17 protein-coding genes and 2 pseudogenes are annotated in these 18,278 nt (G+C 72.2%); 17 read left to right on the forward strand and 2 right to left on the reverse strand.

Annotated elements, in window-relative coordinates:
- The first annotated feature begins 226 nt into the window (after positions 1-226).
- From REH65_RS28810 to REH65_RS28875, 14 genes and pseudogenes are all read left to right on the forward strand, one after another.
- Positions 227-1,165, forward strand: a complete 939-nt coding sequence (locus REH65_RS28810) for a nitroreductase family protein (protein ID WP_406689897.1) — start codon at positions 227-229, stop codon at positions 1,163-1,165.
- 483 nt (positions 1,166-1,648) lie between these two features.
- Positions 1,649-3,151 carry an adenylyl-sulfate kinase gene (cysC, locus tag REH65_RS28815; protein ID WP_406689898.1) on the forward strand — a complete coding sequence of 501 codons (1,503 nt, stop codon included), beginning with the start codon at positions 1,649-1,651 and terminating at the stop codon, positions 3,149-3,151.
- The gene (locus tag REH65_RS28820; RefSeq protein WP_406689899.1) at positions 3,136-4,011 is read left to right on the forward strand and encodes a sulfite exporter TauE/SafE family protein; all 876 of its coding nucleotides are present in this window, start codon (positions 3,136-3,138) and stop codon (positions 4,009-4,011) included. The genes cysC and REH65_RS28820 overlap by 16 nt, the downstream gene beginning before the upstream one ends.
- Positions 4,008-4,763, forward strand: a complete 756-nt coding sequence (locus tag REH65_RS28825; RefSeq protein ID WP_406689900.1) for a 3'(2'),5'-bisphosphate nucleotidase CysQ — start codon at positions 4,008-4,010, stop codon at positions 4,761-4,763. Before REH65_RS28820 ends, REH65_RS28825 begins: the two co-directional genes overlap by 4 nt.
- Positions 4,763-5,664, forward strand: a pseudogene (gene cysD / locus REH65_RS28830) (sulfate adenylyltransferase subunit CysD). Before REH65_RS28825 ends, cysD begins: the two are co-directional and overlap by 1 nt.
- Complete coding sequence (locus tag REH65_RS28835) at positions 5,664-6,932, forward strand: sulfate adenylyltransferase subunit 1 (RefSeq protein WP_406689901.1); 1,269 nt, start codon at positions 5,664-5,666, stop codon at positions 6,930-6,932. Before cysD ends, REH65_RS28835 begins: the two are co-directional and overlap by 1 nt.
- A gap of 27 nt (positions 6,933-6,959) precedes the next feature.
- Positions 6,960-7,616 (forward strand): sulfotransferase family protein, encoded by a 657-nt coding sequence (locus REH65_RS28840; protein WP_406689902.1) that lies wholly within the window; start codon positions 6,960-6,962, stop codon positions 7,614-7,616.
- A 28-nt stretch (positions 7,617-7,644) separates the two neighbouring features.
- Positions 7,645-9,141, forward strand: coding sequence for an arylsulfotransferase family protein (locus REH65_RS28845; protein ID WP_406689903.1), 1,497 nt, complete (start codon positions 7,645-7,647; stop codon positions 9,139-9,141).
- A gap of 427 nt (positions 9,142-9,568) precedes the next feature.
- A complete protein-coding gene (locus REH65_RS28850) occupies positions 9,569-11,005 on the forward strand; it encodes an MFS transporter (protein WP_406689904.1) in 1,437 nt (478 codons plus the stop codon).
- Positions 11,006-11,023: 18 nt separating this feature from the next.
- The gene (locus REH65_RS28855) at positions 11,024-11,422 is read left to right on the forward strand and encodes a 6-carboxytetrahydropterin synthase (RefSeq protein ID WP_281453999.1); all 399 of its coding nucleotides are present in this window, start codon (positions 11,024-11,026) and stop codon (positions 11,420-11,422) included.
- 10 nt (positions 11,423-11,432) lie between these two features.
- On the forward strand, positions 11,433-12,404 hold the full coding sequence (locus REH65_RS28860; protein WP_406689905.1) for a glycosyltransferase family 4 protein: 972 nt from the start codon (positions 11,433-11,435) through the stop codon (positions 12,402-12,404).
- Positions 12,401-12,592: a hypothetical protein gene (locus REH65_RS28865; protein ID WP_406689906.1), complete on the forward strand. Its 192-nt coding sequence runs from the start codon at positions 12,401-12,403 to the stop codon at positions 12,590-12,592. The genes REH65_RS28860 and REH65_RS28865 overlap by 4 nt, the downstream gene beginning before the upstream one ends.
- Positions 12,589-13,233 (forward strand): SAM-dependent methyltransferase, encoded by a 645-nt coding sequence (locus REH65_RS28870; protein WP_406689907.1) that lies wholly within the window; start codon positions 12,589-12,591, stop codon positions 13,231-13,233. Before REH65_RS28865 ends, REH65_RS28870 begins: the two co-directional genes overlap by 4 nt.
- Positions 13,230-14,168: a YbhN family protein gene (locus tag REH65_RS28875; RefSeq protein WP_406689908.1), complete on the forward strand. Its 939-nt coding sequence runs from the start codon at positions 13,230-13,232 to the stop codon at positions 14,166-14,168. The genes REH65_RS28870 and REH65_RS28875 overlap by 4 nt, the downstream gene beginning before the upstream one ends.
- Here the strand turns inward: REH65_RS28875 and REH65_RS28880 are convergent.
- Positions 14,086-15,036, reverse strand: coding sequence for a zinc-binding alcohol dehydrogenase (locus REH65_RS28880; RefSeq protein WP_406689909.1), 951 nt, complete (start codon positions 15,034-15,036; stop codon positions 14,086-14,088). The two genes, REH65_RS28875 and REH65_RS28880, sit on opposite strands and share 83 nt — an antisense overlap.
- A gap of 2 nt (positions 15,037-15,038) precedes the next feature.
- Here REH65_RS28880 and REH65_RS28885 point away from each other — a divergent pair, with 2 nt between their 5' ends.
- Positions 15,039-15,743, forward strand: coding sequence for a CDP-alcohol phosphatidyltransferase family protein (locus tag REH65_RS28885; RefSeq protein ID WP_406689910.1), 705 nt, complete (start codon positions 15,039-15,041; stop codon positions 15,741-15,743).
- Here the strand turns inward: REH65_RS28885 and REH65_RS28890 are convergent.
- A pseudogene (locus REH65_RS28890) lies at positions 15,724-16,412 on the reverse strand (RibD family protein). The gene REH65_RS28885 and the pseudogene REH65_RS28890 overlap by 20 nt on opposite strands.
- A gap of 132 nt (positions 16,413-16,544) precedes the next feature.
- Here REH65_RS28890 and REH65_RS28895 point away from each other — a divergent pair.
- Together REH65_RS28895 and REH65_RS28900 are read left to right on the forward strand one after the other, a co-directional pair.
- On the forward strand, positions 16,545-17,357 hold the full coding sequence (locus tag REH65_RS28895) for a hydroxypyruvate isomerase family protein (protein WP_406689911.1): 813 nt from the start codon (positions 16,545-16,547) through the stop codon (positions 17,355-17,357).
- A complete protein-coding gene (locus REH65_RS28900) occupies positions 17,354-18,274 on the forward strand; it encodes a 2-hydroxy-3-oxopropionate reductase (RefSeq protein WP_406693262.1) in 921 nt (306 codons plus the stop codon). The genes REH65_RS28895 and REH65_RS28900 overlap by 4 nt, the downstream gene beginning before the upstream one ends.
- Positions 18,275-18,278 lie beyond the last annotated feature (4 nt).

Raw genomic sequence — 18,278 nt, forward strand, 5'->3', positions numbered from 1 at the left:
CGAAGCGAAACGAGATGGGTCACACCCGGCGGGCGGTCAAGCCCTTTTGCGACGGGCCGGTGCGGTCGCTCTCACCGGGATGGGTGACATGTCCGGTCGGTCGGGACTTTGTCCCCTGTGGGGCCCGGGCGGGGGCGTGGAGTGTCGGTGGCGGTCGAGGGGCGCGTCGCGCCCGGCTGCAGGCCGCCCTGAGGTAGGGCGGAAGGAGATCGGGGAGGGTGATCAGATGACTGTGGCGCAGCAGGTCGAGGACGTCCGTGCTCGGGAGCTGGGCTGGTCGCCGGTCGAGATCGAGGAGCTCTGCGAATCGGTCGGGCACGCCCCGTCGGTGCACAACAGCCGACCCTGGACGCTGACCCTGCACCACCGCACGGCGGTGCTGCGCGAGAACCCGGCGCCGGTGATGGACCACGACCCGCAGGGCCGCGACCAGCGGATCTCGTGCGGTGCGGCGCTGATGAACCTGGTCCTGGCGGTGCGCAACCTGGGCTGGACGGCGCAGGTCGAGTTCGGGGCGACCAGCGGCCTGGTGTCCGCGGCCGTCACCGCCGGGGAGCCGTCGGGGCCGAGCCCGCGCGAGGCGGGCTGGGCCGAGGCGATCCCGAAGCGCCACAGCCACCGCGAGCCGTTCTCCCGCAGGCCCGTGCCCGAGCTGTTCCGCGAGAAGATCCTCGACGCCGCCGCCGATCCGCGGGGCGGCGGGCGCTGGGTCGGATCGTCCGCCGAGGCCGCTGAGATCGCGCGGATCCTGAGCCGCTCGGCGAACGCCTTCCACGCCGACGTCGGCTACACCCGGGAGCTGACCGGGTGGGCGACGCCGGAGGGCCGCCGGTTGCAGCACGAGTCCGGTGAACTGCGCGGCCTGGCCGCGGTCGGGCTGACCGCGCGGACCACGCACCTGCCCGACGAGCACGTCCTCGCGCGGCTCCTCCGCGAGGAATCGGTGCTGCTGATCGGCACGCGCGGCGACCGCCCGGTCGATCACGTGCGCGCGGGTCAGGCCGTCGAGCGCGCGTGGCTGGAGGCCACCAGCGCGGGGCTGTCGGTGTCGATGATGACCCAGCCGCTGCACATGCGGGAGGTGCGCACGGGGCTGGCCGAGCGCCTCGGCACGTCCCTCATCCCGCAGGCGCTCATGCGGTTCGGCTACCCGGCGGAGAGCTGAACTCCTGGAGCAGGACGGTTCTTCCTCGAATCACCCGTGATCGAAGTCCGCTCTGCCCGGCCAACCAGAGGAAGAACCACCCCCTGGTGAGGTTCCCCCTCACAGCGACCCCGGCTCACCTTCGCGACGGTGAGCCGGGGTCGCGCACGTCGCGCGGGAAAAACGGCAACGGTCCTCGCCGCGTTAACGACGTGCGGACCCCGGTGAACGGCGATCGGTCGCGATGAGCTGACGGGCTCGTCGCGCGGCCTCGGCACTCGCCCGGGCGCACGCGCACTGCGAGCGGATCACTCGCGTGGTACACGAACTATGTCTGGTTGTGGCCTGCGCGAACACGTGAATTCTCTTCCACGCTTGGGAAAAACCGGAACTGGCGAGTAATCGTCACCGGGTTCCTCCGGGTGGGAGTGGTCGGCCACCGTATGGATCCAGACGTCCCACGGGATGGACCGGTTCGTCCCCGAGCTGAGGACCGAGGTGCCTGTGAGCGCGAACGGAACGGATGCCGATCGTTCCGGCGGGAACGCCGAAATCCCCGCCGGTCCGCAGCGTCGCGCGACCTGGGTCCCCGAACCCGCTCAACTGTCCGATGTGGAACTGCTGCTGGACGGCGCTTTCGCCCCGCTGCCCGGGTTCCTGCCCGCCGACGAGGTCGAGTCGGCCCGCACCCGGCAGCGCCTGACCACCGACGTCGCCTGGCCGGAACCGATCACCCTCGCGGTTCCCGACGAGATCGCCGCGGCCGACGAGGTCGAGCTGCGCGACGTCGAGGGCGCGCCCGTGGCGGTCGTCCGCAACGAGCGCCCCTGGGCCGACGAGTCCGGCTCGCACGTCGCGGGCCCGGTGCTGGCGGCCGAGGAGCCCTCCGGCGTGCTGCGCCGGCTGCGCCCTCCCGCTGACCAGGTCCGCTCGGACCTCCCGGCCGGTCCGGTGCTCGGCGTGCTGCCCTCGGCGCCGCTGCACCACCGCGAGCTCGCCCAGGTCCGGCAGTCGGCCGCCGAGCTCGGCGCGCACGTCCTGCTGCTGCCGCGGATGACCGGCCCGCGTCCGGAGGTGCTCGTCCAATCGGTGCTGGCGGCTCGTCCGGAACTGCCCGAGGGCACCACGATCGTGCCGGTCCCGCTGGTCCACCGCGCCGATCCGAAGCGCGACGCGCTGCTGACCGCGCACGTCGCGGCCGCCTACGGCGCCACCCACCTGCTGTCCGAGGCCGCCCTCGACCAGGCCCCGATCCCGGTCGTGGAACCACCGGAGGTGGTCCGCGACCGCTCCGACCGCTGGCTCCCGGCCGCTCGCGTCGCCCCGGCCGACAGCCGCCCCGGCCTCAGCGACGAGCGGCTGCGCGCGCTGCTGGACGCCGGGGAGGAACTCCCCGACTGGTTCACCACCCCCGCGATCGCCGAGCAGCAGCGCCGGCTGCACCCGCCGCTGGCCGCGCGCGGCTTCACCGTGCTGTTCACCGGCCTGTCCGGCGCGGGCAAGTCGACGCTGGCCCGCGCGCTGCGCGACGAGCTCAGCCGCCACGACCACCGCGCCGTGACGCTGCTCGACGGCGACGTGGTCCGCCGGACGCTGTGCGAGGGGCTCGGCTTCTCCGCCGAGGACCGCAGCCGCAACGTCCGCCGCATCGGCTACGTCGCCGCCGAGATCACCCGGCACGGCGGCGCGGCGATCTGCGCGCCCATCGCGCCGTACCACGCCGACCGGGACGCGGTCCGCCGGATGGTGCGCGAATCCGGCGGTTTCGTGCTGGTCCACGTGGCCACGCCGCTCGGCGAGTGCGAGCGCCGCGACCGCAAGGGCCTCTACCGGAAGGCCCGCAGCGGCTCGATCCCGGAGTTCACCGGGGTCTCCGCGCCCTACGAGGAACCCGACGACGCGGACCTCGTCCTGGACACCTCCGCGCTGTCGCAGGACGAGGCGGTGGAGCGCGTCGTGGCGTTGCTGCGCGCGCGGGGCTGGGTGCGGTCGTGGACCTCGGCGTAGCGGCGACCGGCCTGCTCACCGGCCTGATGGTGGGCGTGACGGGCATGGGCGGCGGTGCGCTGACGATGCCGCTGCTCACGCTGGTCTTCGGCGTGCCGCCGCTGGCCGCGGTGTCCTCGGACCTGGTGGCGGCGGCGGTGGTGAAACCGCTGGGCGCGCTGGTGCACCTGCGGCGCCGCACCGTGCAGCCGAAGCTGGTGGGCTGGTTGTGCCTGGGCTCGCTGCCCTGCGCGGCGGCCGGATCGCTGCTGGCGGGAACGCTGGGCCGGGGCGCCGAGTCGCTGCTCAAGGAGATCGTCGGCGCCGCGGTGCTGCTGGCCGCGCTCACCCTGTTCGCGCGGATGGTGCTGTCCCGCCGTGCGTCCACATCGGACGGAACTCGGGTGCGGCCGGTGCCTACCGTGCTGCTCGGCGCCGTCGCCGGGCTGGTCGTGGGTACCACTTCGGTGGGTTCCGGATCGATCATCATCGTGGTACTGCTGCTGCTCAACCGGGGGCTGAGCTCGGCGCGGCTGGTCGGCACCGACCTCGTCCAGGCCGTCCCGCTCGTGCTGGTCTCGGCGCTCGGCCACCTCGCCGCCGGTGACGTCCACATCGGACTCGTCGCGTCGTTGCTGGCCGGGTCGATCCCCGGTGTGCTGGCGGGATCGCTGTTCTCGGCGCGCGTGCCGGACCGGCCGGTGCGGGTGCTGCTCGGCGGGATGCTGGTGACCACCGGGCTGATGATGCTCGGAACGGACGTCCTGACCGGGGTCTCGGCCGGGTCGCTGGTCGTTCTGCTCGGGGCGGCGATCCCGCCGTTGCGCAATGCGATGTCGCGGCGGGCCGCCGCGAACGAACACAGGGAGGTAGTGGGGTGAGCGTGGACGACCACGAGCTGGCCGCCGGGCTGGCGCAGCGGGCGGGGGAGCGCCTTCTCGAGCTGCGGGAGGAGTCCACTTCGGACCCCAAGGCGCTCGGTGACGCCGGTGACGCCGCAGCGCACCGGCTGCTCGTCGAAGCGCTCGCGCAGGAACGGCCGGACGACCCGGTGCTCTCCGAGCACGGCGTGTCCGGTCCGGAACGCGTTGCCGGGCGACGTGTCTGGATCGTCGACCCGCTCGACGGGACCCGCGAGTTCACCGAGCCGGGCCGCAGCGACTGGGCGGTGCACGTGGCGCTGGCCGAACGGCACGAGGTCATCGCCTCAGCCGTAGCCCTGCCCGCCCAGGGCGTCGTGCTCGGCACCGGCGAGCCGCCCAAGCAGCCCACGCACGGCATCGCGCGTCCGCGCATCGCGGTCAGCCGCAGCCGCCCCCCGGAGTTCGTCACCGAGATCGCCGAGCAGATCGGCGCCGAGCTGGTGCCGATGGGCTCGGCCGGCGCCAAGATCACCGCCGTGGTGCTCGGCGAGGTCGACGCCTACCTGCACGGCGGCGGGCAGTACGAGTGGGACAGCGCCGCCCCCGTCGGCATCGCCCGAGCCGCCGGACTCCACACCAGCCGCCTCGACGGTTCCGAGCTCGTCTACGACCGCCCCGACCCGTGGCTTCCCGACCTGCTGGTCTGCCGCCGCGAGCTGGCCGTGGACCTGCTCGCCGCCCTGTCCGATCGACCCGAGGGGAGTCGCTGATGCCGGCCGGACTGTCTCGTGTGGACGTACTGGAATCCGAGGCGGTGCACCTGATCCGCGAGGTCGTCGCCGAACGCGACCGGCCCGCGCTGCTGTTCTCCGGCGGCAAGGACTCCGCGGTGCTGCTCAAGCTCGCCGAGAAGGCCTTCGCCCCCGCCCCGATCCCGTTCCCGGTGCTGCACGTCGACACCGGCCACAACTTCGAGGAGGTCCTCGACTTCCGCGACCGCCGAGCCGCCGAGCTCGGCGTCCGGCTCGTGGTGGCCTCGGTGCAGGAGTCCATCGACGCCGGCCGCACCGTCGAACCCGAGGGCCTGACCAGCCGGAACCGGCTGCAGACGGCCTCGCTGCTGGAAGCCATCGCCGAGCACCGCTTCGACGCGCTCTTCGGCGGAGCCCGCCGCGACGAGGAACGCGCCCGCGCCAAGGAGCGCATGCTGTCGTTCCGCGACGGCTTCGGACAGTGGGACCCGCGCAACCAGCGCCCCGAGCTGTGGAACCTCTACAACGGCCTGATCCACCCCGGCGAGAACGTGCGCGCCTTCCCGCTGTCGAACTGGACCGAGCGCGACGTGTGGACCTACATCGACCGCGAGGACGTGGAACTGCCGTCGCTCTACTTCGCCCACAACCGCAAGGTCTTCGAGCGCGACGGATGCTGCTCGCCGACAACCCGTTCCTGCCGCGCGATCCCGACGAGCAGCTGGTCGAGCGGTCCGTGCGGTTCCGCACCGTCGGCGACATGACCTGCACCGGCGCGGTCCCCTCGGAGGCCGCGACGGTGTCCGAGGTGATCGCCGAGATCGCCGCCACCAGGATCTCCGAGCGCGGCCAGACCCGCGCCGACGACCGCACCAGCGCGGCGGCGATGGAGGACCGCAAGCGGGAGGGATACTTCTGATGACCACCACCGAACCGGTCTTCGCCCCGGCCGACAGCCTGCTGCGGTTCGCCACCGCGGGCGCGGTCGACGACGGCAAGTCCACGCTGATCGGACGCCTGCTGCACGACTCCAGGTCGCTGCTGGCCGATCAGCTCGAACAGCTGGAGGTGGCCAGCGAGGAGCGCGGCGACGAGCAGCTCGACCTGGCGATGCTCACCGACGGGCTGCGTGCCGAGCGCGAGCAGGGCATCACCATCGACGTCGCGCACCGCTACTTCGAGACCGCGCGGCGCGCGTTCATCATCGCCGACACCCCGGGCCACGCCCAGTACACCCGCAACATGGTCACCGGCGCCTCCACCGCCGACCTCGCGATCGTGCTGGTCGACGCCCGCAACGGCCTGACCGAGCAGTCCCGCAGGCACGCCGTGCTGGCCGGGCTGCTCCGGGTGCCGCAGCTGGTGCTGGCGGTGAACAAGATGGACCTCGTCGACTACGACGAGGAGGTCTTCCGCGCCATCACCGGCGAGTTCGCCGCGTTCACCGAGCGGCTCGACCTGCGGGAGGTCACCGCCATCCCGATCTCGGCGCTGCGCGGCGACAACGTCGTGGACCGCTCGACCGAGATGTCCTGGTACGACGGGCCGTCGCTGCTGGAGCACCTGGAGCAGGTGGAGGTCGCCGAGGAGACCGGTCGGTTCCGGATGCCGGTGCAGTACGCGATCCGCGCGCAGGAGCAGGACTACCGGGGTTACGCGGGCCAGATCGCCGGGGGCACCGTCGCGTCCGGCGAGGAGGTGCTGCACCTGCCGTCCGGGATGCGCAGCCGCGTCGTCGCGGTCGACACCGCCGACGCCGAGCTGGAGCTCGGGCGGGCGCCGCAGTCGGTGGCGCTGCGGCTGGCCGAGGACATCGACGTGGGGCGCGGCGACATGCTGTGCGCACCGGACGATCCGCCGGTCGCCGCCGAGGAGCTGACGGCCTCGGTGTGCTGGATGTCGACGAAGTCCCCGCTCACCCCGGGAACCCGGTTGCTGCTCAAGCACACCACCCGCGTGGTCAAGGCGATCGTCACCGAGGTCCGCGAACGCCTCGACGTCACCACGCTGGAACGCGGACCGGCGGAATCCTTGCAGCTCAACGACATCGGCGAGGTCCGGCTGCGGCTGGCGCAGCCGGTGTTCTGCGATCCCTACCGGCACAACCGGTTCACCGGGGGCGCGGTCCTCATCGACGCCTCCAGCAACGCGACCGCGGGCGCCGTCCTGATCACCGAGACGCGCTGAAGAAGACCCGACGAAGGAGCGAAGGAAATGGTCAAGATCATCGGGGCCGGGTTCGGCCGCACCGGTACCGCGTCGATGAAGTCGGCGCTGGAGCACCTCGGCTTCGCGCCGTGCTACCACATGTTCGAGGTCATCGCGCAGCCCGAGCGCGCCAAGGACTGGGACCGGGCGCTGGACGGGGAGGTGGAGGACTGGGAGACGGTGCTCGGCGGGTTCGAGTCCACCGTGGACTGGCCGGGCTGCACGTTCTGGCGCGAGCTCATGGACTTCTACCCGGACGCGAAGGTGCTGCTCACCGTCCGCGACCCGGAGCGCTGGTACGACAGCGTGTTCAACACGATCTACCAGTTCGTGCAGGAGCCGCCGGCCGACGACGACTTCAGCCTCAAGATGCGGCCGACCATAGAGCGGATGATCTGGAACGGCACCTTCGACGGTCGATTCGACGACCGCGCGCACGCCATCAAGGTCTTCGAGGCCCACAACGCGGCCGTGCAGGAGGCCGTCCCGGCCGACCGGCTGCTGACCTACCAGGTCGGCGAGGGCTGGGACCGGCTGTGCGAGTTCCTGGAGGTGCCGGTGCCGGACGACCCGTTCCCGCACGTCAACGACTCCGGTTCGATCCGCGACCTGGTCGAGAAGACCCAGCGCGAGGGCAAGTTCACCTCGCCGTACGAGTCCTGATATCCGCCGCACAGCTTCGAGGAGACCCATGTCCACCACCGAGTTAGGCCGCAGATCCGTGCTGCGGATGCTGGCCGCAGCGCCCCTGGTTCCCGCGGCGTTATCGGGCGTGGCCCAGGCCGCGCCCCGGCCGTCCGTCGGCGCGCTGGGCGCGGACCTGGTCACGCGGCCGGATCTGCACCCGCCGCTGATGGAGATCATCACCCCGGCCGCGGGCACCGAGCCGGGGCAGGTGCTGCTCACGCCCACCGGAGCCAGCACGATGGACGTGAACGCGCCCGCGCCGCGCGCCCCGATCCAGCCGGGTGCGATGCTCATGGACGACACCGGCCAGCCGGTCTGGTTCGGTCCGTCGTCGGAGGGCGTGAACTTCGACCTGAAGGTGCAGCAGTACCAGGGGAAACCGGTGCTGACGTTCTGGGAGGGCAAGGTCGTCGTCCCGCCGGGCTTCGGTCACGGCAAGTTCGTGATCATGGACGAGGCCTACGCGCGCATCGCCGAGGTCGTCCCGGCCAACGACCTGACCGGTGACCTGCACGAGTTCGTCATCACCCCGCAGGGCACGGCGCTGATCCTGGCCTACCGCGAGGTCCGGCTGGACACCACGCCGGTGGGCGGGCAGCCGAACTCGAAGGTCCTCGAAGGCGTGGTGCAGGAGATCGACATCGCCTCCGGTGAGCTGATCTTCGAGTGGAACAGCCTGGAGCACGTCGGCCTGGACGAGTCGTTCTACCCGGTGCCGAAGGACCCGGAGGCCTTCCACGACTACATCCACCTCAACGCCATCTGCGAGGACGGCGACGCGCTGCTGATCTCGGCGCGCTGCACCCACGCCATCTACCGCATCGACCGCGCCTCGGGCGAGGTGAAGTGGCGCCTGTGCGGCCGCAAGAGCGACTTCGCGATGGGCGAGGACGCCGGTTTCGCCTGGCAGCACGACGTTCGCCGGCACTCCGACGGCACGATCAGCCTCTTCGACAACGCCGACGCCGCCGGCCGCGCCAAGTCGCGCGGCATGACGCTCGACGTCGACGAGGCGGCCAGGACGGCGACGCTGCTGCGCAGCGCGGAGAGCCCGGAGGGCCTGCTCGCCCCGAACCAGGGCAACGCGCAGCTGCTGGCCAACGGCCACATGTTCGTCGGCTGGGGCGGCCAGCCGTACTTCACCGAGTTCGGCCCGAACAACGAGGTCCTCTTCCACGGCCGATTCACCGAAACGATGGCCTCCTACCGCGCCCACAGGGCCCAGTGGGTCGGCAGACCCGCGGACCCCCCGGCGGTCGTGGGTCGCCCCGGCGACGGCGTGACCAGCGTCTACACCAGCTGGAACGGAGCCACGGAGGTCACGACGTGGCGCGCCCTGGCGGGCCCGGACGACCAGAACCTCACCGCAGTCGCGGACGCGGAGAAGACGGGCTTCGAAACCAGGATCGACATCCAGGGCGCCCACGCCGTGGTCGCGGTAGAAGCCCTCGACGCCTCAGGCAACGTCCTCGGCAGATCCCCAGCGGTCGCGGTCGCCTGACGCCGGTTCTGGTCCGAACTGTCCCATGACCATCGACGTGGTCCCAGGACGGTTCGGACCAAAACCGTCCCCACTCCCGTCTCCCGCAAGGGCGAAGTTTTCATGAAAACTTCCCTCCCCACGAAACGGGAGCCAGCCGCATTCGAAGCCCGGTTCCAGACCCGGCCGTTGCTCTCGGGACTCCGCGCGTGGTCGCGCTCTTTGCGGATCAGTGCCGTGATCCGGTCGACTCGGGTCCGTCGTCCTGAGCGCTGGCCACTCCTTCCAGATGTGTTCCGGTTTTCGAGGAGGGGGAAGTTTTCATGAAAACTGCGCACCCCCATGAGTGGGGAGTGTCTCGAACGAAGTGTGTGGTCGGGGTCTCGCGTGGGCGTTCGGGAGGTGTTTCCCGAGTTAGCATCTTCGCGAGGCTAAGGAGTGTTGTGCTGTGGGAGTGCTGGCGGAGGACGAGAGGGAGGTCCGTCGCCGGTGTCGTCGGGCGCTCGGGGTGACCACGCTCGGGTTGATGTTGGTGCTGGTCAACGCCACCTCGCTGAACCTGGCGCTGCCCGCCTTGTCCGCTTCGTTCCGGGTCCCCGCTGCTACCGCTGACTGGTTCCTCGTGGCGTTCATGCTCAGCAACACCGCGTCCATCCTGGTGTTCAGCCGCATCTCGGACATGCTCGGGCGGCGGACGATCTACCTCGCGGGGCTGGCCTGCTTCACCGTGATCAGCCTGCTGTGCGCGTTCGCGCCGAACGCGTCGACGCTGATCGTGCTGCGCGTGCTGCAGGGGATCGCGGCCGCCACGACCGTCACGAACACGACCGCGATCCTCACCGACGTGTTCCCGCCCAACCGGCTGGTGCACGGGTTGAGCCTGAACATCACGGCCGCCTCCATCGCGCAGATGATCGGGCCAGCGCTGGGCGGGCTGCTGGTGACCTTCGCAGACTGGCACGCGTTGTTCCTGGTCAACGTGCCGATCGGGATCCTCGCCGTGGTGTTGGGGTCGCGGTTGCTGCCGAAGATCCCGCGCGCTCGCGGACCCCGGCAGCGCTTCGACATCACCGGGGCGCTGCTGTCGAGCACGGGACTGGCGGTGCTGCTGTTCGGCATCAACCGCATCGGACCGTGGGGCGCGGCCGATCCGCGCGTGCCGTCGGCGATCGTGCTCGGCGTCGCGCTGCTGGTGGCGTTCGTGCTGGTGGAACGCAGGATCTCGGCACCGCTGCTGGACCTGCGACTGCTGCAGCGGCCCGGCCGCGGGCAGGCGTACGCGGCGGCGTTCTTCAACTCCTTCTGCCGGGCCGGAGTCGTGGTGCTGGTCGGGCTGCACCAGCAGATGGTGGAGCACCGGACCGCGCTGGAAGCCGGGTTCGTCGTGATGCCGCTGGCGCTGGTGATGATGCTGTGCGCGCCGCTCAGCGCCCGGCTGTCGGTGCGCTGGTCGGCGCGGACCCTGTCCAGCCTCGGTGCGCTGCTGGTGGTCGTCGGCATCGTCGGGCTGGCCGGGCAGCTCGCGGTTCCCGGGGCTCCGCTGCTTCTCATGGCGCTGTGCCTGGGGCTGATCGGGGCGGGGACGGGCCTGTTCACCGCGCCCAACACGGGGTCGATCATGGCCGGGGTGGGCAGCGATCAGCGGGCCGTGGCCAACGGCATCCGGTCGATGCTGTTCAACAGCGCCCAGGCCGCCGGGACCGCGGTGGCGCTGCTGATCCTCACCAGCTGGCTCGGCTCGTCCGGTGTTGCGTCCTACGCCGCCAACGCCGACGATCCCGCCGTGCGGCTCGGCTTCGCGGTCGCCGCGATCACCATGGGCATCGCCGCCTTAGCCGGGCTCGTGATGTCGCTGGCGCGCGGAGGTCCGTGGCGGGCCCGCTGAGAGAACGGAGGGCGCATCCTGTTCACCATCACCGTTCGCGACCACGTCATGGTCGCCCACAGCTTCCGGGGCGAGACCTTCGGTCCCGCGCAGCGCCTGCACGGCGCGACGTTCGTGGTGGACGCGACGTTCCAGCGCGAGCAGCTCGACGCCGACAACGTCGTCGTCGACATCGGCCGCGCGACCGAGCAGCTCGGCGAGGTGCTGGCCGAGCTCAACTACCGCAACCTCGACGAGCTCGACGAGTTCGCCGGGGTCAACACCTCGACGGAGTTCCTCGCCCAGGTCGTCGCCGATCGGCTCGCCGAGCGGATCCGCTCCGGCGCGCTCGGCGAATCCGCGCGCGGGCTGAGCGGGTTGAAGGTCGTGCTGCACGAGTCCCACGTGGCGTGGGCCGGGTACGAACGGGCCCTCTGAGAGTGACGCTGTGAGAGTCCACTTCGTCGTCCCCGACGACGAGCTTCCCAGCGGCGGCAACGTCTACGACCGGCGGGTCGCCGCAGGGCTGGCGGAACTCGGGTTCGACGTGCGCCGCGGTGCCGTCGCGGGGGCTTGGCCGGAGCCGGATCGCGCGGCGCTGGATCGGCTCGCCGACCTGCTCGGCGGGATCGCCGACGGTGAGGCGGTGCTGCTCGACGGGCTCGTGGCCTGCGGAGTTCCCGACGTCATCACCGCCCACTCGCGCCGGTTGCGCGTCGCGATCCTGGTCCACCTGCCGCTGGCCGACGAGACCGGGCTGAGCGCCCAGGTCGCCGCGCGACTCGATGCGGCCGAGAAGCGGGTGCTGAGCGCGGCGGACCTCGTGATCACCACCAGCCCGCGGACGGCCCGGCGGATTCCCGGCGCCCGGATCGCGGTGCCCGGGACCGACCCGGCTCCCGTCGCGCCCGGGACGGACGGGGTGTCGCGGCTGCTGTGCGTCGCCGCGCTGATGCCGCGCAAGGGCCAGGACCTGCTGCTGCGGGCGCTGGAAGAACTGCCTCTGAACTGCGACTTCGTCGGTCCGGAACGGGATCCCGAGTACGCGCGGGCGCTGCGGGAAGCGGGCGGTCGGATCCTCGGCCCGCTCACCGGCGTCGATCTCGCCGAGGCCTACGCGAGCGCGGACCTGCTGGTGCAGCCGTCCCTGGCCGAGACCTACGGCATGGCCGTCACCGAAGGCCTGGCCCGGGGCGTCCCGGTCATCGCAGGCGCCGTTCCCGACGCCCTCGGCGACGGCGGCCTGCTCCTGCCTCCGGGCGACCTCGACGCGCTGACCACGGCGCTGCGCCGCTGGGCCACCGACGCGGAGTTCCGGGACCGACTGCGCGCCGCCGCGCTGCGCCGCCGCGCGCAGCTGCCGAGCTGGGACGCGACCGCGCGGCAGCTGGCCGACGCGCTGACTAGCCTGGAGGCATGACCGCCGCCGGTTTCGACCCGGAGTGGTTGGCGCTCCGCGAACCCGCCGACGCCGCCGCCCGCGCGGCGGCCCTCCTCGACCCCCTGCGCGTGGTGTTGTCGCGTCGCCAGGCGACGGTTTTTCCCGAATTGACCGGACAAAAGGGGCATCACCCCCGGGTGATTCGAGGAAGAACCGTCCCCTGGTGACGATCCGCGATCTCGGGAGCGGCACCGGGTCGATGCGGAGGTGGTTGAGCGGACGGCTCGGTGTCCCGGAGCGCTGGGTGCTGCAGGACCGGGATCCGGAGCTGCTGGCGCTCGCGGTGGACGACGAGGCCGGTGTTGAGGTTCGGGTGGGGGAGATCGGGGCGCTGAGCGGGGCCGAGCTGGTGGGGACGTCGCTGGTCACGGCTTCGGCGTTGCTGGACGTGCTCACCGCCCGGGAGGTCGACGCGCTCGTGGCGGCCTGCGTCGAGGCCGGGTGTCCCGCGCTGCTGACGCTCACCGTCACCGGCCGCGTCGAGCTCGACCCGCCGGGACCGCTCGACTCCCGGTTCGAGGCGGCCTTCAACCAGCACCAGCGCCGCCACCTGCTCGGCCCGGACGCTGTCGCGCACGCCACAGCCGCGTTCGAGGCGCGCGGCGCGACCGTGCTGACCGGCCCCAGCCCGTGGCGGCTCGAACCCGGCCCGCTGACCGAGCAGTGGCTGCGCGGCTGGATCGGCGCCGCCTGCGAGCAGGACCCCGACCTGACCTCGGAAGCACCTGACTACCTGCGGCGGGCCGGAGAACTGCGGGCCGTCGTCGGGCACGCCGACCTCCTGGTGATCCCGGGGGAGCGGACGTGAGCCGCCGCATCTGGCCCTGGCTGCGCGCGCTGGTGGCGGCCGCGATCCTCGCGGTTCTGGCCTGGCGGCTGGGCACCGACGCCTTCCTGAACGGACTGCGCGCGATCGGTCCCCGGACGGCGCTCGCGGCGCTGGGCATCGGGCTGGCCACCACGGCTTTCAGCGCGTGGCGGTGGTGCGTCGTCGCACGCGGCCTCGGCCTGCGGTTGCCGCTGCGGGTGGCGCTGGCCGACTACTACCGCGCGCTGCTGCTCAACGCCGTGCTGCCGGCCGGGGTGCTCGGCGACGTCCACCGGGCCGTCAGCCACGGGAACCGCTCCGGCGACCTCGGCGGCGGCGTGCGGGCCGTGCTGCTGGAGCGCTTCGCCGGGCAGCTCGCGCTCCTGGCGGTCGGTGCGGTCGTGCTGGTCATCGACCCGGTCGTGCCGGTGCCGCTGGTGCCCGCGCTGCTGGTGATCGGCGCGCTCGCCGGGTCGGCGCTGCTGATCCCGGCGGTGCGCCGAGCCGCGGTGACGTTCTGGCGGGACGCGCGGCGCGGTGTGCTCACCCGGCGGGCGGTGACCCCGGTGGCGGTGTCGTCGCTGGCGACCGTCGCGGGGCACCTGGCCCTGTTCCTCGTCGCGGCCCGCGCCTCCGGGGCGGAGGCGCCGCTGGGCGTCCTGCTGCCGCTGCTCGTGCTCGCGCTGCTGGTGATGGCGCTGCCGATCAACGTCGGCGGATTCGGGCCGAGGGAGGCGTTCCTCGCGCTGGCCTTCGCCGCCACCGGGCTCGACCCGGCGCAGGGCCTGGCGACCTCGGTGACCTACGGGGCGCTGACCCTCATCGCCGCGCTGCCCGGCGTGCTCGTGCTGGTCAGTGGACGATCCGGTGGCACAGCGCCGGAAGCCCCGCCGCCAGCAGATCGGGAAGAGCGCCGAACGGGCTCTCACCGCTGATCAGGTGGTCGAAGACCGGATCGGCCAGCAGCTCCAGCGCCAGACCCATCCGCTGCGCGAAATCGCGCCGGGGATGGGCGACCGCGCCGACCTGGCTGCCGCGGATCGTCAGCCGCCGCGAGTGGAACGACTCGCCCAGCGGCGCGCTCACCGCCCGGTCGCCGTACCAGCTCAGCTCGATCACCCGGCCCTCGGTGGCCAGCAGCTCCAGCGACCGGGCCAGCCCCCGCTCGCTGCCGCTGGCGTGCACCACGAGATCGCACTCGCCTTCGGCATCGGCAGGCGCGGCGAAGCCGACGCCCAGGGCGCGCGCGGTGGCCTCGCGGGCCGGGTCGACGTCGACGAGCTGCACCCGGACTCCGGGGACGCGGGCCAGGATCGCGGCCGCGCTGCACCCGACCATCCCGCCGCCGACCACCGCGATCCGGTCGCCGATCAGCGGCGCGGCGTCCCAGACGGCGTTGACCGCGGTCTCCACCGTTCCGGCCAGCACCGCGCGTCGCGCCGGGACCGACGGCGGCACGACGGTCACCGCCGAGGCGGGGACGACGTAGCGGGTCTGGTGCGGGTAGAGGCAGAACACCGTGCGGCCGACCAGCTCGGGCGGACCCTCCTCGACCGCACCGACGTTGAGGTAGCCGTACTTGACCGGCCACGGGAACTCGCCCTCCTGGAACGGCGCCCGCATCCGCTGGTGCTGCGAGCGCGGGATCCGCCCGTGCAGCACGAGGCTTTCGGTGCCCCGGCTGATCGCCGAGTACAGGGTGCGCACGGCCACCTGATCCGGCGAACGCTCGGGCAGCGCGGCGCGCCGGATCTCGCCCCGGCCGTGCCCGGTGACCCACAATGCCCGTGCGGTCTCTGCCATCGATGACCTCCGAGAACAGGGTGGACATGATCGAACTCCACCGCAACACCGCCGAGCACCTGGCGTGGGCGGGCGCTCAGGTGCTCGCGCTGCTCGCCGTCGCCGCGACGGTGGGGCTGGGCCCGCTCGGTTGGGCCGCCGGGCTCGCTTGCGCGCTCGGCACCCAGGCGCTGGTGCGCCGCGCGATGCTCCGGCACGCGACCACCTGCCTCGGCCCGGCCGACCGGATCACGCTCGTGCGCGCCGCCCTGACCGCCGTGATCACCGCGCTGGTGGCCGACGGGGTCGGCCCGAGCCTGCTCGTCGTGCTCGGGGTCGTGGCGCTGATCAGCGACTTCCTCGACGGGCAGGTCGCCCGGCGCACCGGGACCACCTCGCCGTTCGGGGCGCGGCTGGACATGGAGGTCGACGCGTTCCTGATCCTCGTGCTCAGCGTCCACGTCGCCACCGCGCTGGGGCCGTGGGTGCTGGCGATCGGGCTGATGCGCTACGCGTTCGTCGCCGCCTCGTGGCGGCTGCGGTGGCTGCGGGAACAGCTCCCGCCGAGCCGCGCGCGCAAGGCCGTCGCGGCGGTGCAGGGGATCGTGCTCGTCGCGGTCTCGTCGGGTCTCGTGCCGCACGCGGCGGCGTGGGTGTTCCTGGCGCTGCTGGTCCTGGTGTGGTCGTTCGGCCGGGACGTGCTGTGGCTCAGGCGTTCTCGGACGTGATCTTCGGGAAGTAGCGGAGCACGGCGACGTCGCCGATCTTGGTCACGTCCTCCAGGTGGAAGCGGCGCTCCGGCCCGCCGGGGAACAGCGCCGGGTGCAGGAAGCGCGGCGCGGTCTGCTGCCCGACGAAGATCGGTGCGATCGCCATCCGCAGCTCGTCGGCGAGACCGGCCCGCAGGAATCCGGTGTGGATGCAGGTCCCGCCCTCGACCATGAGCCGCCGCACGCCTCGATCGCCGAGGTCGTCGAGCATCTCGCCGAAGTCGATTTCCGGTCCCATGGCGGCGACTTCGGCCAGTCCGTCCACAGTGGTCGACTCCGCTCCGGAGTCGGTCGTGTAGACGAGCTTGGCGCCGTCGAGGTGCCACAGCCGCAGCGCGGGGAGAGGTCGCCGGTGCCGGAGACGACGACCTTCATCGGGTGCTCCGGCGCGCCGCGCGCCAGGCGGGCGGCGCATCGCTCGGCGCTGCGCACCAGCAGGCGCGGGTCGTCGCGCCGGACGGTGCCCGCGCCGAGCAGGATCGCGTCGGACTCGGCGCGCACCTGGTCGACGTGGTCGAAGTCGGCGGCGTTGGACAGCGGGAAGCGCTGCGGGCTCACGTCGTCGATGCAACCGTCGGCGCTGACGGCGACGCTGAGCAGAACGTGGGGGCGCGGCACGCCCGCCACGGTACCGATTGATCGTCCGCAACGCCTCGACCAGCGAACTCAACAAAGTGTTGACAAAATCCGGTGACGGCGGCCACTATTCTGTGGAACGGAAACAAACATCCGCTATACGGAATTAAGGGGACGGCTGCGATGAGTCACGCACTGCCCTACGAGGTGAACTGCTCGATCCTGCTGACCGAGCTGCCGCTGCTGGAGCGCCCGGCCGCGGCCAAGGCCGCCGGTTTCGACGCCGTCGAGTTCTGGTGGCCGTTCGACACCGCGGTGCCCGCGCAGCGCGACGTCGACGCCTTCGTCCACGCCGTCGAGGACGCCGGCGTGCGGCTGGTCGGGCTGAACTTCTTCGCGGGTGACATGCCCGGCGGCGACCGCGGCCTGGTCTCCTGGCCCGAGCGCAGCAGCGAGTTCCGCGACAACGTCGACGTCACCGTCGCGATCGGCGAGCGCCTGGGTTGCACGGCCTTCAACGCCCTCTACGGCAATCGCGTCGACGGCGCCTCCGCCCAGCAGCAGGACGACCTCGCGGTCGAGAACCTCACGCTCGCCGCGAAGTCCGCCGCCCGCATCGGCGGAACGGTGCTGGTCGAGCCGGTCAGCGGCCCGCAGCCCTACCCGCTGCGCACCGCCGCCGACGCGCTGGCGGTCATCGATCGCGTGCAGGCGGCCTCCGGCGCCACCAACCTCGGCCTGCTCGCCGACCTCTACCACCTGGCGGTCAACGGCGACGACGTCGACAAGGTCATCGCCGACCACATCGACCGCATCGCGCACGTGCAGATCGCCGACCACCCGGGCCGCAACGAGCCGGGCACCGGGGCGCTGCCGCTGCAGCAGCAGCTCGCCGCGCTCGAACGCGGCGGCTACCGCGGCTGGGTCGGCCTGGAGTACAAGGCCGGTGGCCAGGTGGGCCCCTTCGACTGGCTCCCGCGCGAGCGCCGCAGCTGAGAAACCGCAGAACTTCCGGAAGGACGAAAGCAATGAGCTCGATCGCGTTCATCGGCCTGGGCGTCATGGGAAGCCCGATGGCCGTGCACCTCGCCAACGCCGGCCACGACGTGACCGGCTACAACATCACGCCGAACAAGTACGGCCCGCTCAAGGAGGCCGGCGGCAGCTCGGCCGACTCCATCGCGGAGGCCGTCTCGGGCGCCGAGATCGTCTGCGTGATGGTTCCCGACAGCCCCGACGTGCGGGACGTGCTCACCGGCGAGGACGGCGTGTTCGCCCACGCCAAGCCGAACGCGCTGATCATCGACTTCTCCAGCATCCGCCCCGACGTCACGATCGAGCTCGCCGAGGAGGCCTCCGAGAAGGGCTACCGGCTGCTCGACGCCCCTGTCTCCGGTGGTGAGGCCGGGGCCAAGAACGCGGCTCTGTCCATCATGGTCGGTGGCTCGGCCGAGGACTTCGCCGCCGCGGCGGAGGTCTTCGACCACGTCGGCAAGACCGTCGTGCACGTCGGTCCCAGCGGCGCGGGCCAGACCGTCAAGGCCGCCAACCAGCTCATCGTCGCCGCCAACATCCAGGCCCTGTCCGAGGCCGTGGTGTTCGTCGAGTCCTACGGCGTGGACGTCGAGGCCGCGCTGGAGGTCCTCGGCGGCGGGCTGGCCGGGTCCGCGGTGCTCAACCAGAAGCGGTCGAACATGCTCAACCGCAGCTTCGACCCGGGTTTCCGGATCGATCTGCACCACAAGGACCTGGGCATCGTCACCGCCGCCGCCCGCGAATCCGGCGTCGTCGTGCCGGTCGGCTCGCTGCTCGCGCAGCTCATGGCCGCCGCCCGCGCCCAGGGCGACGGCGGGCTCGACCACTCCGCCCTGCTGCGGGGCGTCGAACGACTCTCCGGCCGCAGCACCACCTGACCCC

The sequence above is a fragment of the Saccharopolyspora sp. ID03-671 genome (genome assembly GCF_045278815.1).
GTDB classification, from domain to species: Bacteria; Actinomycetota; Actinomycetes; order Mycobacteriales; family Pseudonocardiaceae; genus Saccharopolyspora; species Saccharopolyspora ipomoeae.